General features: G+C 43.3%; 15 protein-coding genes and 1 pseudogene. 10 read left to right on the top strand and 6 right to left on the bottom strand.

The features are described from left to right. Positions 1-4 precede the first annotated feature (4 nt). The 9 genes from CSH93_RS17225 to CSH93_RS17185 all read left to right on the top strand — a co-directional run bounded on the left by CSH93_RS17225 (position 5) and on the right by CSH93_RS17185 (position 9,531). Positions 5-3,094: an efflux RND transporter permease subunit gene (locus CSH93_RS17225; RefSeq protein WP_100644611.1), complete on the top strand. Its 3,090-nt coding sequence runs from the start codon at positions 5-7 to the stop codon at positions 3,092-3,094. 148 nt (positions 3,095-3,242) lie between these two features. After that, positions 3,243-3,641: a DUF4019 domain-containing protein gene (locus CSH93_RS17220; protein ID WP_100644610.1), complete on the top strand. Its 399-nt coding sequence runs from the start codon at positions 3,243-3,245 to the stop codon at positions 3,639-3,641. Between the two features lie 144 nt (positions 3,642-3,785). Then, positions 3,786-4,046 carry a hypothetical protein gene (locus tag CSH93_RS17215; protein ID WP_100644609.1) on the top strand — a complete coding sequence of 87 codons (261 nt, stop codon included), beginning with the start codon at positions 3,786-3,788 and terminating at the stop codon, positions 4,044-4,046. 224 nt (positions 4,047-4,270) lie between these two features. After that, on the top strand, positions 4,271-5,026 hold the full coding sequence (locus CSH93_RS17210; protein WP_100644608.1) for a hypothetical protein: 756 nt from the start codon (positions 4,271-4,273) through the stop codon (positions 5,024-5,026). A 287-nt stretch (positions 5,027-5,313) separates the two neighbouring features. After that, on the top strand, positions 5,314-5,649 hold the full coding sequence (locus tag CSH93_RS17205; protein ID WP_100644607.1) for a hypothetical protein: 336 nt from the start codon (positions 5,314-5,316) through the stop codon (positions 5,647-5,649). Positions 5,650-5,845: 196 nt separating this feature from the next. Then, positions 5,846-6,319: a TIR domain-containing protein gene (locus tag CSH93_RS17200; protein WP_100644606.1), complete on the top strand. Its 474-nt coding sequence runs from the start codon at positions 5,846-5,848 to the stop codon at positions 6,317-6,319. A gap of 2 nt (positions 6,320-6,321) precedes the next feature. Then, complete coding sequence (locus tag CSH93_RS17195) at positions 6,322-7,197, top strand: DUF4231 domain-containing protein (RefSeq protein ID WP_240615649.1); 876 nt, start codon at positions 6,322-6,324, stop codon at positions 7,195-7,197. Between the two features lie 514 nt (positions 7,198-7,711). Beyond that, a complete protein-coding gene (locus tag CSH93_RS17190) occupies positions 7,712-8,782 on the top strand; it encodes a hypothetical protein (protein ID WP_100644604.1) in 1,071 nt (356 codons plus the stop codon). Positions 8,783-9,114: 332 nt separating this feature from the next. Further along, positions 9,115-9,531, top strand: coding sequence for a helix-turn-helix domain-containing protein (locus CSH93_RS17185; RefSeq protein WP_100644603.1), 417 nt, complete (start codon positions 9,115-9,117; stop codon positions 9,529-9,531). 608 nt (positions 9,532-10,139) lie between these two features. Here the strand turns inward: CSH93_RS17185 and CSH93_RS17175 are convergent. The 3 genes and pseudogenes from CSH93_RS17175 to CSH93_RS17165 form a co-directional block, all read right to left on the bottom strand. After that, positions 10,140-10,968: pseudogene (locus tag CSH93_RS17175) on the bottom strand (IS256 family transposase); the annotation flags it as partial. 96 nt (positions 10,969-11,064) lie between these two features. Beyond that, entirely contained in the window at positions 11,065-11,478 is a 414-nt protein-coding gene (locus CSH93_RS17170; protein ID WP_100644601.1) for a DUF6326 family protein, read from the bottom strand. Between the two features lie 19 nt (positions 11,479-11,497). Further along, positions 11,498-11,971 (bottom strand): hypothetical protein, encoded by a 474-nt coding sequence (locus CSH93_RS17165; RefSeq protein ID WP_100644600.1) that lies wholly within the window; start codon positions 11,969-11,971, stop codon positions 11,498-11,500. Between the two features lie 164 nt (positions 11,972-12,135). Here CSH93_RS17165 and CSH93_RS17160 point away from each other — a divergent pair, with 164 nt between their 5' ends. Then, on the top strand, positions 12,136-13,182 hold the full coding sequence (locus CSH93_RS17160; protein ID WP_100644599.1) for a helix-turn-helix domain-containing protein: 1,047 nt from the start codon (positions 12,136-12,138) through the stop codon (positions 13,180-13,182). A gap of 234 nt (positions 13,183-13,416) precedes the next feature. On the opposite strand, the gene CSH93_RS17155 is transcribed toward CSH93_RS17160, so the two are convergent. From CSH93_RS17155 to CSH93_RS17145, 3 genes are all read right to left on the bottom strand, one after another. Beyond that, on the bottom strand, positions 13,417-13,902 hold the full coding sequence (locus CSH93_RS17155) for a PIN domain-containing protein (protein WP_100644598.1): 486 nt from the start codon (positions 13,900-13,902) through the stop codon (positions 13,417-13,419). A gap of 14 nt (positions 13,903-13,916) precedes the next feature. Further along, positions 13,917-15,074, bottom strand: a complete 1,158-nt coding sequence (locus CSH93_RS17150) for a helix-turn-helix domain-containing protein (protein ID WP_100644597.1) — start codon at positions 15,072-15,074, stop codon at positions 13,917-13,919. A gap of 412 nt (positions 15,075-15,486) precedes the next feature. Continuing rightward, on the bottom strand, positions 15,487-17,667 hold the full coding sequence (locus CSH93_RS17145) for a toll/interleukin-1 receptor domain-containing protein (RefSeq protein ID WP_100644596.1): 2,181 nt from the start codon (positions 17,665-17,667) through the stop codon (positions 15,487-15,489). Positions 17,668-18,008: the final 341 nt, after the last annotated feature.

Here is an 18,008-nt window from a genome sequence, read left to right as displayed (position 1 = left end):
GTCAATGTTAACTAAAATTATTACCGCTAGCTTGCGATCGCCAATGTTGGTGTTGCTGATTTCTGGTTTGTTGCTCGCATTGGGCTATCGCGCCATGATCAATACGCCGGTCGATGCCATACCTGATTTGAGTGACGTCCAAGTCATTGTAAAAGTAAATTACCCTGGGCAATCACCCGATTTAGTCGAACAACAAATCACTTATCCGCTTTCAAGTTTACTGATGTCTGTGCCTGGCAGTGAGACTGTGCGAGGTTTTTCGTTTTTTGGTGACGCCTATTTGTATGTGATTTTTGCAAAAGGAACGGATTTATACTGGGCGCGTTCTCGGGTACTGGAATACTTAAACCAAGCGCAAAGACTTCTGCCGGAAAACGTCTCAGTAGAGTTGGGGCCAGATGCATCGGGCGTTGGCTGGATTTTTCAATACATACTGAGAGATACGAGTGGGGACCATCATCTGGCTGACCTGACTCGCTTGCAAGATTGGTTTATTGAGCCTGAGTTACAGTCTGTATCTGGCGTGAGTGAAATCGCAAAAGTGGGGGGAATGGTACAAACCTATCAAGTGGTCGTCGATCCGCTCAAACTGCTACATTACAAACTCACACTCTCAGATGTATCAATGGCTATTAACGCCGCCAACAATTCCGTTGGTGGTTCGGTTGTAGAGTTAGGTGAAGCCGAGTTCATGGTGCGCAGTGATGGCTATCTTACGTCGTTGGATGATTTAGCTGAGATCCCTATAGGCGTAAAAAACGCATTGGGAACCCCTGTTCAGTTGCAAGATGTGGCAACGCTACGACTGGGGCCTCAGACGCGACGTGGCGTCGCAGAATGGAACGGAGAGGGAGAAGTCGTTGGTGGTATTGTTGTCATGCGAGATGGTGAGAATGCTCTGTCCGTCATCCAGTCGGTGAAAGAGAAGCTCGAGCAAATCAAGTCAGCTTTACCGGATGGTGTCACAATTGAAACGGCTTATGATAGAACCGGGTTGATTACGCGGGCGATTCAATACCTACAAGACAAATTAATTCAAGAAATGCTTGTCGTGGTAGTGGTGTGCGGACTTTTTCTAATGCACGTTAGAGCTACCCTGATCATCGCCGTGTGTCTACCCAGTGCTTTGCTTTTGGGATTTGCATTGATGAGGGCATTTGATATCAATGCCAACCTTATGTCTCTGGGCGGGATTGCAATTGCAATTGGTGCACTTGTTGATGCTGCCATTGTGATGGTTGAAAATGTGCAGAAACATCAGGAGGCTGCTTCTGATAGCAAAGACAAACATCAGCATAGAGAATTAGTGCGAAAAGCCTGTGTTGAAGTCGGCCCAGCACTGTTTTTCTCGTTACTGATCATCACCTTAAGTTTCACCCCGATCTTTGTGTTGGAGGGGCAAGAAGGGAAACTATTTTCACCACTCGCTTACACTAAAACATTCGTAATGGCGGCTGCCGCAGTCTTATCGCTCACCTTAGTACCTGCGTTGATTTATTTATTCTTGCGCGGCAAAGCCCGACATGAGGAAAGTAACTGGCTCAATCGAGGTTTAAAGGCGTTGTATAAGCCATTCTTGAATGGCGCGTTGCGCTGGCCGTGGTTGGTGGTCGTGCTAGCGATTGGGGTGGGCGCGTCTGCTATCTACCCATGGCAAAAGTTAGGCAGTGAGTTTATGCCAACCTTTGATGAAGGCGATTTGCTTTATATGCCGACCACGTTGCCGGGCGTCTCTATTCAGGAAGCAGGGCAAATCCTGCAACAAACCGACCGTATCATCAGAACGGTACCTGAAGTGGAAACCGTTTTTGGTAAAGTGGGCCGAGCTGAAACCGCTACGGATCCAGCGCCGCTTACCATGATAGAAACCACTATCCAACTTAAGCCTAGAGTTGATTGGCGACAAGGTGTTGAACTAGCCGATATTATTGAAGAGCTAGATTCCAAAGTGCAATTTCCGGGACTCACCAATGCATGGGTACAGCCAATCAAAACCCGTATCGATATGTTAAGTACCGGTGTCAAAACACCTGTTGGAATAAAGCTATCAGGCGACGATTTAGCCAGCATATCGCAAGCGACAAGTACTATCGAAAAAGCGTTAACAGAAATTGATGGTACGTCTTCGGTTATCGGAGAACGGCCGCTTTTAGGGCGTTATTTGGATATTACACCGAACCGTTTCGCTGCAAATCAGTATGGACTGAGTATTGATGATATTCAGGATGTGGTGCGCATGGCAATAGGAGGGCAAGCTGTCGGTGAATCCGTTCAAGGAACCGAACGTTTCCCAATCAACCTCCGGTATCCACGCAGTTACCGTACGGATTTGGAATCTATCAAAACGCTACCTTTCGTCAGTCCTAATGGTGCATGGGTCACGTTAGAGCAAGTGGCTGATATTAAAATCATTGATGGCCCGTCGTTAATTAAGTCTGAGAATACGAGAAAGATAGGCTGGGTGTTTATTGACTTAAAGCCCGAGGTGGTCATTGGCGATTATGTCAAAGAGCTGAATAAGGTGATGGAAAATATCACATTGCCGCAAAAAGTAACGTGGAGCGTTGCGGGTCAATATGAATATCAGCAGCGTGTTGAGGAAAAGTTAACCTGGATTATACCGGCGACCTTGCTGATTATTTTTGTGATATTGCAGTTGCTATTTAAGCAAACATGGCAGGCATTGCTCGTCATGGCAACCTTACCTGTAGCCCTGTCAGGATCACTGTGGGCGGTGTATTGGCTTGATTTTCAGTTGTCGGTAGCATTGGCCGTGGGCATGATTGCATTGGCTGGTGTTGCAGCAGAATTTGGGGTTGTAATGCTGCTGTACTTGAACAACAGTTGGCAGCAACATGATGGTAGTGCAGATGAGCGCATCCGCCATGGCGCAATACAACGCGTTAGACCCAAAGCAATTGCTGTATTCACTATTATTGCGGGCCTGATACCGTTGATGCTAGGTGATGGTAGCGGCAGTGAAGTGATGCAGCGTATCGCTGCACCTATGTTGGGCGGCATGATCGTTAGTCCGCTCGTATCAATGTTAGTGATCCCGGCCGTGTATCGATTAATGCACCGTCGCATCGTGTAAACGTAAATATGGAAATTGTCTGCAACGCTTGTTGAACAAGGATGTTTCTAGTAATTTTAAGCAGTGGCCAGTACGCTTGATGTTCGGCCACTGCTGATGAAGAATACCGCCTTGTTTTTGCCTAAATCTCTATTAAAAGGAATTAATCATGAAACGACTAGGTTTGTTTTGCTTTTCATTGTTGTTGTCATTTTCGGCATACACCAATACTCCTTCAGCCGCTGATCGCGGGTTATCTTGGCTGGCGCTCGTCGATGCTGAACAATACGAGGCTAGTTGGGCAGAAACCGCTCCCTTATTTAAGGCACAAGTATCAGTTAAACAGTGGGCTGAGACTATACAAAAAGCCAGAGCGCCATTTGGACAATTGTTGGCTCGTGAAGTATCGGGCTCCTCTGAACACGCTTCCTTACCCGGAGCGCCTGATGGAGAATACGTTGTATTGTCGATAACTTCACAGTTTGCTCACAAAGCACATGCTATAGAAACCCTAACCATGAAAAAAGAAGGAGATGAGTGGTTAGCAATAGGGTATTTCATCCAATAGTAAGCCAGTTAATCTTCAATTCCTCATGCTGCACGTTAATCGCTAGCGTATACATTTGAGTGAACTAATCAGCGCTCTCATGAACTAATACCAATCGCGGCCTTTAGCAGGCATGAGGCGGGAATTTAAATATAAGGGAGATACATGAAAACGAGATTGCGGATCGCTGTGTTGGTCTGTTTAACCACATTGTTTGCTGGCTGTGCTAGCACAAAAAATCAACCAGCCTTCTACGACTTTGTTGATGGTGCTGAATCAAATTACGAGCAGCGCCAAGCTAAGCAAATCAGAGAAACGGGAAGCGCCGACAATAGAATAAAAAATGATGATATTGTTGCGGGTGGGATCAACGTGTTATTCCAAGGGATAATAGGCCTGTTTAGCTCGAAAGATAAAAACGACTAAGCGTTACTCGTGGGGCGACTAAAGATTTTAGTCGTCACTTGTTTAAATTGCTTATTACGTACATTCGTCCGTCATCCTGATGAAAATCAGGATCTGCTTGGAACGGTGAGTTCAAAGTGAAGCTAACATTGCTAACATAAAGTCTATGTGTATGAAAATAGACTATGATGTCAGCATAGTTACCTTAACTATTCTGAATAGTTAAAAAAACAGAGAATTTATATATGCTTCTTCGTCGTTTCATGTTGAATCTTAATGAACAAAACTGGGTAGCGGTTTTCCTTGATTTATTGGTAGTGATCTCAGGGATTTTCCTGGGTCTGCAAGTCACTGAATGGAATAATCAACGGATTGAAAATAACAGAAGCGTTGAATATTTAGAGCGTATTCTGATCGACTTCGATAATAATATTGAGCTTCAAGAGATACTAATTCCCGCCTTCCAAAAAAGAAGACAACAGCTCGTTGAAACCTACCGAATGTTGCGAGCTCCCGATGACTCTGCTTATGATGAGCAGGCTTTTATAGATGGAATAAGTACGGTTGAGAGGGATATCGGTATCGATATCAATATAACAACGCTAAATGAATTAATTTCTGCGGGCGATTTAAAACTGATCAAATCTGAAGACGTTAAACTGGCAATTGGGCAACTATTAGAAATATTAGAACGTATTAAATATGTGGTGTCGCGGAATAGACGCGATAGCTCGCCCGCGGTTTTTGAAATTTACAAAAAAATCGATCGAGGCTACGGCAAGACCGACCCCATGCTCAGTCCTCGATTTGATTTCAAAGAGCTTAGACAAGACAAAGAACTTTCTGCGCTTCTTTCAATTGTTATCAATAACCAGCATGATATGGCTCGTATGCAAATCAGGCTGCATCAAGATACCATCAATTTCCGCAATACAATTGCTCGCGAATTAAAAAAAGAAGTCATTCCTGAGCACGACCATACTATAGAAATATTGCCTTGAAATGGACCGAGACAATTTGAAGCATATCGATTATTGCGTCTTTCTTGGCAGCTTATTAAACAACCAAAGCGATCATTCAATTCTCAGTTGCCCAATGACTGCGAATGGCACAAATCTCAAACAGCTTTGTGCGATATCCTGAACTTCAATAGCGCGAGGCCGGAAATCACTTGAGACAATGAGCAGAACAATTTGGCTATCAGTATTCGTTGAATTTTCACAGTAATTTGTCACATGTTAAGTTTTGTGCCAATACTTAAAACAAAGCCATTCATAGTTGGGGTCTCATGGCCGAACGCTTGCCACTATACAAGAAGATGTCGATATTGATTCGCCTTGAGCCCGGTTGCTTGGGCCCTGATGGAAAGAATCATATTGAAGCATTTTGTATCCATGCTAAATCTGAACTTAAAAGTTTTCACGGTGGGATCATCCGCTGGTCGATAAAGCCGCGTTACGATAAGTCTCTTCCTGAAATCGAATATCAATTGGACAAAGAAATAGCGTTACCCCAGCGTGTTAGATCTTTCTTCGCTGAATTTAATATCGCATTTGACGATTTTGAAGAAGCGCTTGATGAGCGGTTGGCAGAACTTATCGAACGCTATTTTGAACGTGTATAACACCCGACATATACAAGTCGCTAGCCTATTTTGTACGTCCATCAGCCCATCATCCTGACGAAAATCAGGATCGGCTTGGTACGTATAGCGGACGTCTAAAGTTCTTTCCTATGGAAACACAGGTAATGGTTTTTTACAGGAAACAGGTGTTACTATGAAGTCTCGGTAATAAGCTGTTATTCGTAAGGAGAGATCGATGTCATTACCAAGGACTTTTGTAGGATTCAGTAGCACCGACATTCATTATTGGCGCCTAATGCAAGCTTGGAAAGCTAATAAAAATATTGACTTCAATTTTGCGAATTGTCAGCTTCAGGCTGAAGTAAATTCTGAAAATGAAGCTTACATTAAGCGAAAGTGTCGCGAACGAATTAATTTGGCCGGAAAGTATGTCCTATTAATCGGGCAGGACACTAAAAGCAAGCACAAATACGTTCGTTGGGAAGCGGAGGTTGCCATAGAAAAGGGCTGTACGATAATAGGGGTTAATCTAGATGGCTCAAGATCCATGGTCAGAGATACGTGCCCTCCTATAGTCAGGGATATAGGAGCCATTTTCGTCCCATTTTCGCCTGCAATAGTAGCGTACGCAATCCAGAATTATGAAATGCATAATGACAACGATAATTATCACTACAAAGATCATGTCTACACGAACTTAGGGTATTAATTGTGATTATAAAGGAAGATGATTTTCCAGCACTGTACAACTCTGCGGATAGTGCTTCTTTAAAAGCTCAAAGCTCATATTTTAACGCTCTAAGATGCTATCTTATTCTCTTAATCATAGCTGCACTCGTCTCATTTTCTTATCCGGCAAATGTATACGCCGCTATAGCATCTGCTTCGTTATTCCTAATCACTCTAGGCATTCTAATTTGGCTAAAAGTTCAGAAGCCAGAGGATACATGGTACAACGGAAGGGCTGTCGCAGAATCTGTTAAAACACGGACGTGGCGTTGGATGATGAAGGCTGAGCCATACGAAACAGATGGACCAAATCAGCAAATACAAAAAGAGCTTCTAAATGACCTTAAAGCAATTTTAAATCAAAACAGGTCGTTATCAAATGAACTGGAATGGACTCCCGATTTAGGCGAGGCAATTTCAAGTGCAATGATTGATGTTCGATCGTTACCTTGGGAGAAGCGTCTAGAAGTATATGTTTCAGAAAGAATTGATAACCAAGCCCACTGGTATTCAAAAAAATCTCAGCTCAACAAACGTTTAGCAAAACGATGGTTTGTTGTTTCAATAGTGCTACATTCCCTAGCAATACTATTGCTGCTATATCGTATTAAGGAGCCATCGGCCTCATTGCCTATTGAAGTCGTCGCTACTGCGGCGAGTGCGGTTCTTACTTGGGTGCAAGCAAAAAAACATAATGAGCTTAATTCCTCATATGCTTTAGCTGCTCACGAAATTGTTTTGATAAAGGGTGAATCTGTATCTGTGAAAGAGGAGAATCACCTATCCGAGTTCATAATCAACAGTGAGTCAGCTTTTTCAAGGGAACATACACAGTGGGTTGCGAGAAAAAACGTATAACAAACGCAGGCAAAAGGACGCTCGCAAACTCGCACCTCTGCTGCGGGGGTTATATTGCCTAGAATGAATAGACTCCAAGCACTAAATGAAATCATCCATTTTGGCCCCAATTTAATGCGTGCCAAAACCAGATTTCAAGGGCTACCTTTTGACTCAGATGAGGGGCTAATAGTAATCAACTGCACCATATTGAAAAAGCCCTGAGCATGTATATTAATGGCGAAATATCTGATGACAAAGTTGAAGAGTGGGCCTATCTCGTAGAGGGGCGCGAAGATTTAAATTACGAAGTATTTAGAAATCTAATTTATATTCTTGCAAAACCTGTATTAGAAGGTAAGTTAAGTATCAGTAAAGCAAGGAAATTTTTAGATGCAATATAACAAACCACACAAGGCTCTCGCTTCTCTCGATGGGACGCTAACGTATGGGCTGCGTCACTTCGCTACTAATTTTAGACCATGTGTTAACGTCCTTTAGTGGGAAGTTACATGCATTATAAATAGGGAACCACATGGAAGAACTCTTTAATACCAATCAAAGCAAAACGGTTCTCGCTAAGTTCAAACATAAGGTCGACGGCTTGACTCCTGCGGACGATTTTGAAAAACAAAGGAATAGCCTGATTCGGTTAGTAGTAGGCTCAATGGAAAATAAGCCCAAACAATGGGATGAACTTTGTCAGATAAACATTCAATGGATTGGCGATCAATTCATTAGTCGTCTGGCTGATGAAGAAAAAGAGCTCTCCAAGGAAAGGATGGATAATATTTGTTCGATGTGCTTTCGCTTTCTGTTCGAGCTATACCTTTCCATGAAAAACGATTTGGCTATGGAGTTTGAAGCAGCCAGACGATTTGTTTTTAACAACGTTGATTCATTTGAACACAACGCAAAAGAACAAATCGAATATGCGATTCGTGATATGCCAATTAATATTTTCAAGGCTATAGCCAATAGCGACGCTATAGATAGCCTGAAAAATTTCGATGAGGTTTCTGCTAAAGCAGAAAAGCTAAAAGATGATTGGGACTCTGACCTGTCGGAAAGAGAAGCTAGGGTTAATTCACTTAAAGAATCCTTGTCAAAATATGAAAATGCGTTCAATTTTGTTGGTTTGTATCAAGGTTTCGATGAGCTTTCGACTGAAAAGAAAGAAGAGCGAGATGGGATATTGTTTTGGCTCCGGGTCTTATCGGTTCTGATAGTATCCCCAATATTTGCAGAGCTGATCTTTGTTTACATGCACCTAGATAATATTGCCGCTGTTAAGGACGGGCTTTTGGTTTCAATTTTCCCAACGGTGTCCTTGGTTGCAATTTCCGTATATTACTTTCGAGTTCTTTTGTTTAACTATAAGTCGGTGAAATCACAGCTTCTGCAGATAGATCTTAGAAAAACGCTTTGTCGATTTATTCAAAACTACTCAGATTATTCGAGCGAAATGAAGAAAAAGGATGCAAATTCTTTAGATAAGTTTGAGAGTGTCGTGTTTTCAGGGATCGTAAGTGATGATGGCAGTCTTCCATCAACATTTGACGGCATGGATCAAATAGGAAAATTGATAAAGGTGGCAAAGTCTTGAAGAAAGCATGTAACAAACGCATGTTGTCGGGCTGGTTTTCCGTTGCGCTCCAAACCAGCCGCAAATGCGGGCGTTGAACGTCTGCTGTTTGTCTTTTATTGCCAGACAAGGCCTTTTTTCAATTGCGTACGTTTTCCGGTCCTTCACAATTTGTCACTCTCTAGTTTTGAATTTCAAACTTTACGATAGGTCATCATTTCGTCAGCCTGAGCGTTTTCACCTGTTATTATCGCTAAATATCATAGATGTCATGTTAATGTCGTAGCATTGTCATGGCCGACAGTGATGTATTTACTGCAAGATTTTCTCCGGCAGATTGGTGAGGTAATTCAATGATTGTCAAAAAGATGAGAATGGAACGTAATTGGTCTCAGGAACAGCTCGCGGAGTTTTGTGGGCTAAGCGTGCGCACGATTCAAAGAGTTGAATCGGGAAACAAAGCTAGCATTGAAACATTGATGTCCCTTGCCTCTGTTTTTGAAGTTGATATTTCAATACTAACGGAGGAAATCATAGTGATAGATAAAGATTCCGAAAACTGGAAAGCTCTACCTTGGTGGTTCAAGATGTCTCTGGCAGGCTCTCGTACTAAACGTTCTGCCATATCGGCTGAGATAACTGTGGTGTTGCTTGGTTTTATTAGCTGGGTTTTTATTGAGCCTAATGCATCGCTTACGCCAGCTATTTTTCTTTTTGCTTATGTGATGGGATGGATAACTCGGTACGGAGACAAAAAGAAAGTGTGGTAAATGTCATTGAGTAACATCAAGCAGCAAAAATGTTGCTGCTTGTTCCAATGTCTTTTATTTGTCTTTTATTGCCAGACAAGGCCTTTTTTCAATTGCGTACGTATTTCAGCTGTTCAGGTTTGATTGGTAGTCAACGGCAAATGCAGCTTAAAAGCAACTATTCAATTTTTTCAGCACGGCAGTTAGCAAGCCTTACAACGAAGCTGATTCGTGCTAGCCTCTTAGACTCGGTATTACTAACATCGGAAAAGTTAGAAATGCGTTTAACGGTGATAATAATCAATAACCTTGGCATCATAACGTTAATGTAAAAGAAATAAGAATAAGGCAATCATAATTCGCAATACATCAATACTGATTCTACTGAGCTTTTTTATATTCGCATGCACGTTTCCGAATAACGCATACGCCCAAGTAAAGAAAAGCACATCGGGCATATGTCATGATTCGTCGAGTGCATCCTATAATCGAACCATGAATTTCGAAGCCTTTAGTACTCTTGAAACTTGCCTTGAAAGCGGTGGCCGATTATCCAGAGCAAAATCGGCATATCAACAAGCGGAAAAAGAAGCAGCAAGCGAAGGTAGAGCTTTTACCTCTGACTATGACAGGACCAGCTCCGCTTCAGCTAGTGAGGCCGCGCCGTAAATACGTTTCAGGTCAGCGGCAATGACCTTGCGCTGTTTCCAGTTCACATAGCGCAGCGAGTGGCGAATTTGATGTACAATACACAGTTGTATCTGTGTTTTCGGGTAAAACCGCCTCGATGGCTTCAGGGAAGCCTTTTAGGCCATCGCAGCAAGCAAAGAAGATATCCTGTCCGCCACGGCTCTTAAGTTCGTTCATCACAGACAACCAGAACTTAGCGCCTTCGGTTTGTGCCATCCATAAGCCAAGTAACTCTTTTTCACCATCGGTGTTGATGCCGAGCTCCAAGTAAACCACAGGATATAATGCGTCCAGTGGACGTCGCTGCCATTGCTTTACCTCATCCAGCTCTTCATTGGTAACTTGTGAGATAAAGGTTGGTGAGACTTCTACGCCGTAAGATTCTTCGAAATGCGCCTGAATATCACGGGTTGTCATGCCTCGCGCATACAGCGAGATGATACGGCCATCGAAACCATTGAGCTGCTTGTCGCCTTTCTTGACCAGCTGCGGCTCGAAACTGCCATTGCGGTCATGTGGAATATCCAGCTCGATTTCACCGTGCACAGAGCGCACCTTCTTACTGGATTTACCGTCACGGGAATTGCCGGAGTTTTTCCCCTCTGGTGCATGTTTGGCGTAGCCAAGATGTTGTTCCACCTCAGCACTCAACGCTCGCTCAGCAACCTTCTTGGTCAGTTGCTTAAGTAATCCGGCTTCGCCGAGAATATCGTCAGGGGAGTTACAGCCATCAAGAAGCTGTTCGATAAGTTTGTTTGATATTGGCATTCTGCATTCCTTTCAACAGGTTAAGAATGCCACTTACACAGATCTTTTTACACTCTCACGCTGGGAGAGTTAAAAAAAGTATCAACTCCCCTCTTACTAAACGCTACCTTCTCTCGGCCAATGCCACGCGAGCCAAATTATCAACGCCGTGAGTATTGTCTCAAAACCGGCGTACATTTTGTAAAAATACCAACCATCAGCATAACAAATTAATGCCATCATCACCGTCATTATTGTCCCGACAACAATATTGAGTAGCCTATTCATTTTGGGTGGCAAAAGGACCGATAAACAAATCATTAAGCTTGTTACCAGCAATATTGAGGATAGTCCCAGAACTATCCCTTGACTCATGCCGCCGAAAAGCGCAGTACCATCCATCATAGACTCCAGTTTTCCGGGTCTGTACAAATCAAAATAATCACAATAGATATATAAAGACATGACAGTTCCCCAAATGGCACTGAGCTTTAATTTGATGTTGATATCAAAGTCACAAAGTTTTGTCATGGCGCCTCCTGCTAAACCGTTAATACTTGTTACTATTCTCTTGCTTCTTTCTTCTCCACGGTTCTATAGGTTGAGTGACGTATTTCCACCAAACGTATCTCCATGGGATCACAAGGCATATTAAACAAATCCCAATTAACGATCCTTTTGCACTGACAATGGCAGGGATCTCGTCTCCAGCCAGAAATGGAGGCATTGCAACCACCGTCAGCCAAATGGCTTTCCACACCACCTCGTAAATCATAAGGGGTAAAAACGCTAATGGACGCAACAGCCCCCCTATTGCAAACAGGGAAAGTGCGAACAACATTGAATGTCCTAACCCTCTCCATGGCGTCCATTCAGACGCACCGTCTAAAATATAAAGTAACTGATTTTTACCAAGAACAACCACCATTCCAGCAAAAAACAATCGCAGCCCCCATGTTTTCCAAAGAGGTACTGAAGGCGCCCCGTTTTCTTTTTCGATATCTACAACTGATTTATTTTGCATATGCATGCCTCGTTTTCTAAATTCGCTGCTATGCTGCCATCAACAAGGGCTCCAGAAGCATCAAATTTGAAAATCGATCTACGAAATGCACAAATAAAGAATAAGATTTTCGAAATTGAAAAAGTTTGATGTAAAATTGCGGTAGGTTTGAAGAGGAATAAGAATTGGAATTGTTACATATAGCACAACTCTTTGTCATTGTACTCGCTGTTGTGCTAGCTTTCATTCATTATCAACTCCGAGAAAAGAACCTTTTTCACTTAGCGTTCGCCTTTTTCTGTGCATCATCTTCTATGCATATGTCATATATATTAACCAGTGACTTTTGGGCACCCTACCACCATTTGATAGGCTCACTCGGTTTTGCCACCTGCAGTGGATACTGGATATTTGCTCGAGCGTTTTTCCGTAAATCTAACTCAATCAAACGTCATCATCTGGTTTTTGTCGGGCTGCTAGCCGCAGCAATCATATTCAGGCACCTTTTGCGTTTTATTGAACAAATGTGGTTGGCAAATACAGACTGGATCCCCGTGTTAACCACTATTTTATCTGAAGCGATTACTCTTTTATCTTCTGGAATGCTCATCCTCGCGTTTTGGGAAGGGTACCGAGTACTGCAAAATGCAACTGCAATACAGCGCAAAATATCCATTATTTACTTATCGACACTCATTGCAGGAATTGTCAGCGTTGTGTTTATTGCCTCTGCGCTTCCAGCTCATTTCTTAGCTGGCGCAGGACGAGACTGGCTTGTCGTTTTTTCTTATACCCTGATATTAACAAGTACCTACGCGCTGATTCGATTTCGCAGACAACAGGTCGACTTACAAGAGCAAAATGGCGAACCCTCCGCTCAGGAAGCAGATGTACTCGCCGAAAAAATTCATACTTTGTTTGTAGAAGAAAAACGCTTTTTGGAATCGAATTTGCGGGTTGCCGACATTGCTCGCGACTTAGATGTGCCTGAATATCGTATCCGAGCCATTATGCTCAATCACTTTAATGCCAAAAACTTTAATCATTACATTAACCAAATGCGCGTTGAGCATGCAAAGACGCTGTTAAGTGCGGACGACAAAAAAGACTGGCCAGTATTAGTTGTTGGTATTGAAAGTGGCTTTGCTTCTTCGGCTCCGTTTACACGAGCGTTTAAGGAATTTACAGGCTTAACACCTGGTCAGTACCGCAACCAACAATTGGCCTCTTAACAAAAGGCCATTAAACCTGAGTCATGTAGATGGTACCAGTCGGCGGACTTTGATTGGTCGCCACGCGATGGGCCGACACTCGGACGGTGCACACTCGCGGGCGGCGGATTTTGAATCCGTCATGCCAACCAACTCTGCCGTTCTGACTTAGGCATCAAGACAGATTAGTTACTGTTAGTGCATGTTAAAGGTAACTAGTAACCATATGCAGATCGTCGCGGCTTTCACCATGAGTCACCCGATAAGACGAATAAAATCCTCTACCACGCCTTGGTGAATATGAAGCGGATTGCACTCGTGTATCGCGTAAACCGTACCAATGGCTTCGTCTTTCGAAATAAAACCTTGTTCGGCGAGTTCAAGTAACAGCTTCAACCCTCGCTTCGTTGGTATGTTATCTTCCTCGCAAAATTTCAGGAGTGCTTTCTCGTTTGTAATACAAGTTATATCCCCAATGCTCTTTGCTAAATACAAGCAAACCTTGTCTTGAAAAGACAAGGGCCCATGTTGTGCATTTGATGCTTCAAAAAGAACTTCTAGATCCTCTTCAACTACGTCAAATCCATACTGCAAACAGTCATCATGACTAAGTTGCTCAACTTCACCTAGAATAACTGAAGGTATAACAACTCTTTCAATCTTCTCTGAATATAACGCCAGCATCATTATATCGGCATCGGCATAGTCAATGAGGACATTTGCATCTGTTATTACTGGCACTATTTATTCCCGAATTAACCAACCCATGAAGACGCCAGTTGACGCATTTCTTTATTCTGCAGTCTCAGTATTTCTGCCCCTCGTGAAAGTGAAATATTGCCACTCTCAACTGCCTTTCTTACAAGGAATGGTAAGCGATCTTCCCTAAAATCAAATACATCAAGATTGAAGGGCTCGCTTGCAGTGGTATACCTATGGTTAATCCTGTAATGGTCGCTTTCAATGCCTACCGGTTCAGTATGCTTCTGAAGAGATTTACGGTAACGATGTTTAAACTCGATATTGAAATTCATCCAAAGCTTATTTTTCTTTTCAGACGGCATATCTTCAGCGTATCGATAAAGAACAGTCCTCCAACTGACTTTAAAGACTTTTTTTACCTTTAAGACACGATCCACAAAACTCAAGCCGGCCGCTTCATTCCATTCTCTTTCAAAGGCGTCTTGTGGCATAAGGAAATGTGATGCAAATTGATCAGCTTCTGCCTCTTGTTCTTCAATCTCGGTAGTTTGGTCAATATCATATGCATTTAGATGCATCAGGAGGTGACCGAGTTCGTGGGCTGCGCTAAATATCCAAGTTTCTACCGGCAGTCTCTTCCAAGTATTAACGATAACAGCGGGGCCGCCTTCTTCTTGCTCACTAACTGACAACCCTAAAAATGAATCAGTTTCCACTTCAATAGAGCGGACCTTAATTCCTCTTGCTTCGAGAAGTCCACAAATATCCATGACTGGCTCCTTGGGACCCAATCCAAACTTACTTCTGCAATAGTTTGCAAGCTCAGGTATTCCGCAGGTATTACTTTCCTTGTAAGCGTAAAACTCTTGTAAATCGGCTACTTGCTTGTCTTGAGTAAGCTCTTCTAGAGAATTAAAGTCATACAACCAAGTAACCACATCAGAAATAATTTGTTCCCTAGTTTTAAGCCTTTTGAGAGACCTAAACCGAATATGCTTAAGAGGCTTCACTTCAGCCAGTATTTCTTGAATTGGTACTTGTAGAGCTTGAGCTAGAGCTTTGATCGACTCGGCTCTCGGAGTAGCCTTTCCACGCTCAAGTTTTTGGTAACCACTAAGAGACATACCAGCCTTTTCAGCTAGATCTGACTGATTGTATCGCGCGTTTGAGCGCAATCGCTTTAGATTGTGAGCAATAGCTTGATTGTTCATTGCGGTCTCCTTTAGTAATCATAATAACAAATTATTTAATAATAGCTACTTTATTGAATCGAGGAGGCTCGCTATGAACTGTTCAATGGATAATAAGTATTGCGCTAAAAACCAATAGGACCTAAGGAGCAAAATAATTGCTGTTAATGACCACAGAAGACATTCAGACTCACCAAGATAATAGTCAGAAATAGCTCCACGTTAAGAAGGGCTTAAAGCAGACAGTCAATACATGCTTTTCAGTTGTAGTTAGCTAGTCGACTTCTGACTATTTCAATGAATCGGACGTCATCGACTTGGAGCGTGTCATTACTCTGCATTAATAACAGTTGCTCAAGGCACTGTTGCCATAAATCCTTAGCCTCTTCATGTTTTTCTAAGCTCTCTAGGGTATCTGCCAATTTCCACAAACTTACAAACAAATTACGCTGAAAACCGGCATTTTGCGGGTCTTGTGCAACGGTTTTTCTCTAATGGTCAACGCCTGCTGATAGGCCTCAAGGGCGGTATTGGTATTGCCTAAGCGCAGCTGGGTATCGCCAACCTTGTTATACGATACCGACAAATCACGCTGAAAACCGGCATTTTGCGGGTCTTGTGCAACGAGTTGTTCTCTAATGGTCAACGCCTGCTGATAGGCCTCAAGGGCGGCTTCGGTATTGCCTAACCGCAGTTGGATATTGCCATTCTTATTATACGATACCGACAAATCACTCTGAAACCCGGTATTTTGCGGGTCTTGTGCAATGAGTTGTTCTCTAATGGTCAACGCCTGCTGATAGGCCTCAAGGGCGGCTTTGGTATTGCCTAACCGCAGTTGGATATCGCCAACCTTGTTATACGATACCGACAAATCACTCTGAAACCCGGTATTTTGCGGGTCTTGTGCAATGAGTTGCTTAGCTATAGTCAACGACTGCTGATAGGCCTCAAGGGCGGCATTGGTATTGCCTAACTGCAGCTGGATATCGCCCAACCTTTCATACGATACCGACAAATCACGCTGAAAACCGGCATTTTGCGGGTCTTGTGCAACGAGTTGCTTCGCAATGGTCAGCGCCTGCTGATAGGCCTCAAGGGCGGTATTGGTATTGCCTAACCGCAGCTGGATATTGCCATTCTTATTATACGATACCGACAGGTTGCGCTGAAACTCGGTATTTTGCGGGTCTTGTGCAACGAGTTGTTCTTTAATGGTCAACGCCTGCTGATAAGCCTCAAGGGCGGCATTGGTATTGCCTAACCGCAGTTGGATATCGCCCACCTTGATATACGATACCGACAGGCCATTCTGAAAACCGGTATTTTCTGGGTCTTGTGTAACGAGTTGTTCTCTAATGGTCAGCGCCTGCTGATAAGCCTCAAGAGCGGCTTCGGTATTGCCTAACCGCAGCTGGATATCGCCCAACCTTTCATACGATACCGATAGTGCTTGTTGATAGCTGGTTTCCTTCGGGGAAGTCGCAGCGAGTTCTTTTTTAATCGCCAGCGCTTGTTGATACAGTGCTAGTATTTGCGACAAATCCGCTGTATCACTCTGTGCGAGCAAATCCGCTTTTTGAGTTAAAGCAACGGCTTTTTGAAAAAGGTCTTCTTTGCTTTCCATGCTGTAGGCATCTAACTGAGCCAATATAGCATCGATTTGTTCACTGACTTGTAAGCGTTGCTCAGTGGGGACATAAGCTCTAAGCACGTCACGCAACTCAAAGTTCATAAACTGTAAATTGCTACTTAATGAGCCAAGCACTTCATTCGCTTTAGTGTATTGTTGATAAGCAATGGTGCCGGCAATTCCTGCCAGTACGAATAACACGCCAAAGACACCGGCTACAATGCTGACTTGGCGCGTTTTCTTGCGCGCTAGTTTTAATTGGTGAACTTTGTCTCGGGTTGTCAGCTGCTCAAGCGATACCCCGAGTATCCCTGCAATGATTTTCAGCTTGGCATTCGCCAATTGCTCTTCATACAGTGTGGCTAAATGCTCTGCTTGCTTGCGGCTTTTGCCTTGCTCAAGTAAGTGTTTTTTATATGCCGAAGGATTGGTTAAACCTTTACCACCACCGGGCAGGCGAAAATCAGCCGCAATGGGCTCGGTTTGAGAGCCTTTATTTAGATTGCCATCGGCGTCTAAGTGATACTGCAAGGCTTCAGGGAAGCACTCCAGTGTAGCTGCACTTTCGGGGTCTTCTATTTTTGATTCATCAATCGACGCATTCGGCTCACCGAGTAATAGGGCTGCCATGATACGGTCTTGCTTGCCGGTTTGTTTAAAGTGCAGGATTTCTTGATTCACGTATTTGGATTGTGTGGCTCGGGGCGAGCATAACACCACCATAAAGGCAGATTTATCTAACGCGCTGGTAATAGAATTACTTAAATCGGCATCAGCCGGTAGCGATACCTCGTCACGAAACACGGGGTAAATCCGCTCAGGAATGACTTCACCACGAAGGTTTGTGGTACCAATTAACTCAGGCGGTACATCATACACTTCCAGCTGCTGATGCAGCCACGTGGCCCATTGCCTATCTTGCTCAGTATTATCCGCATGCCGATAGGATATAAAGGCCATGTAAGTATTTGGTGACTGCATTGTGTCGTATTGGTTGCGAACTCAAACTTCATTGTTTGCGTTTCAAATCAAGTTGTCAAATTGGAAACTGTATAGAGTTACCCCTATTTCCATTTCAAAAAATTTCCAATGTTTGAAACCCCAAAATGCGAACGTCGGCTCCTTGTCTTAAGGAGATCCTCGATTACACGAGGATGACGTGCAGAAAGTTGTCTATTCCTGAAGTTGACAGTTTGTCAACCATGAGTTAGTGTTGCCATATTGTCAATTGGAGTTCGCATGCACATTATCTCTAAACGTCCCTTTAATGACGCGGCAAAGGAGTACCCAAATCAGAAACAGGCTATAGAGGATGTTTATAA

The organism is Neoalteromonas facilis (assembly GCF_002807665.1).
GTDB classification, from domain to species: Bacteria; Pseudomonadota; Gammaproteobacteria; order Enterobacterales; family Alteromonadaceae; genus Alteromonas_E; species Alteromonas_E facilis.
The sequence above is the reverse complement of the archived record's forward strand: the minus strand, read 5'-3'. Positions and strand labels throughout refer to the sequence as shown.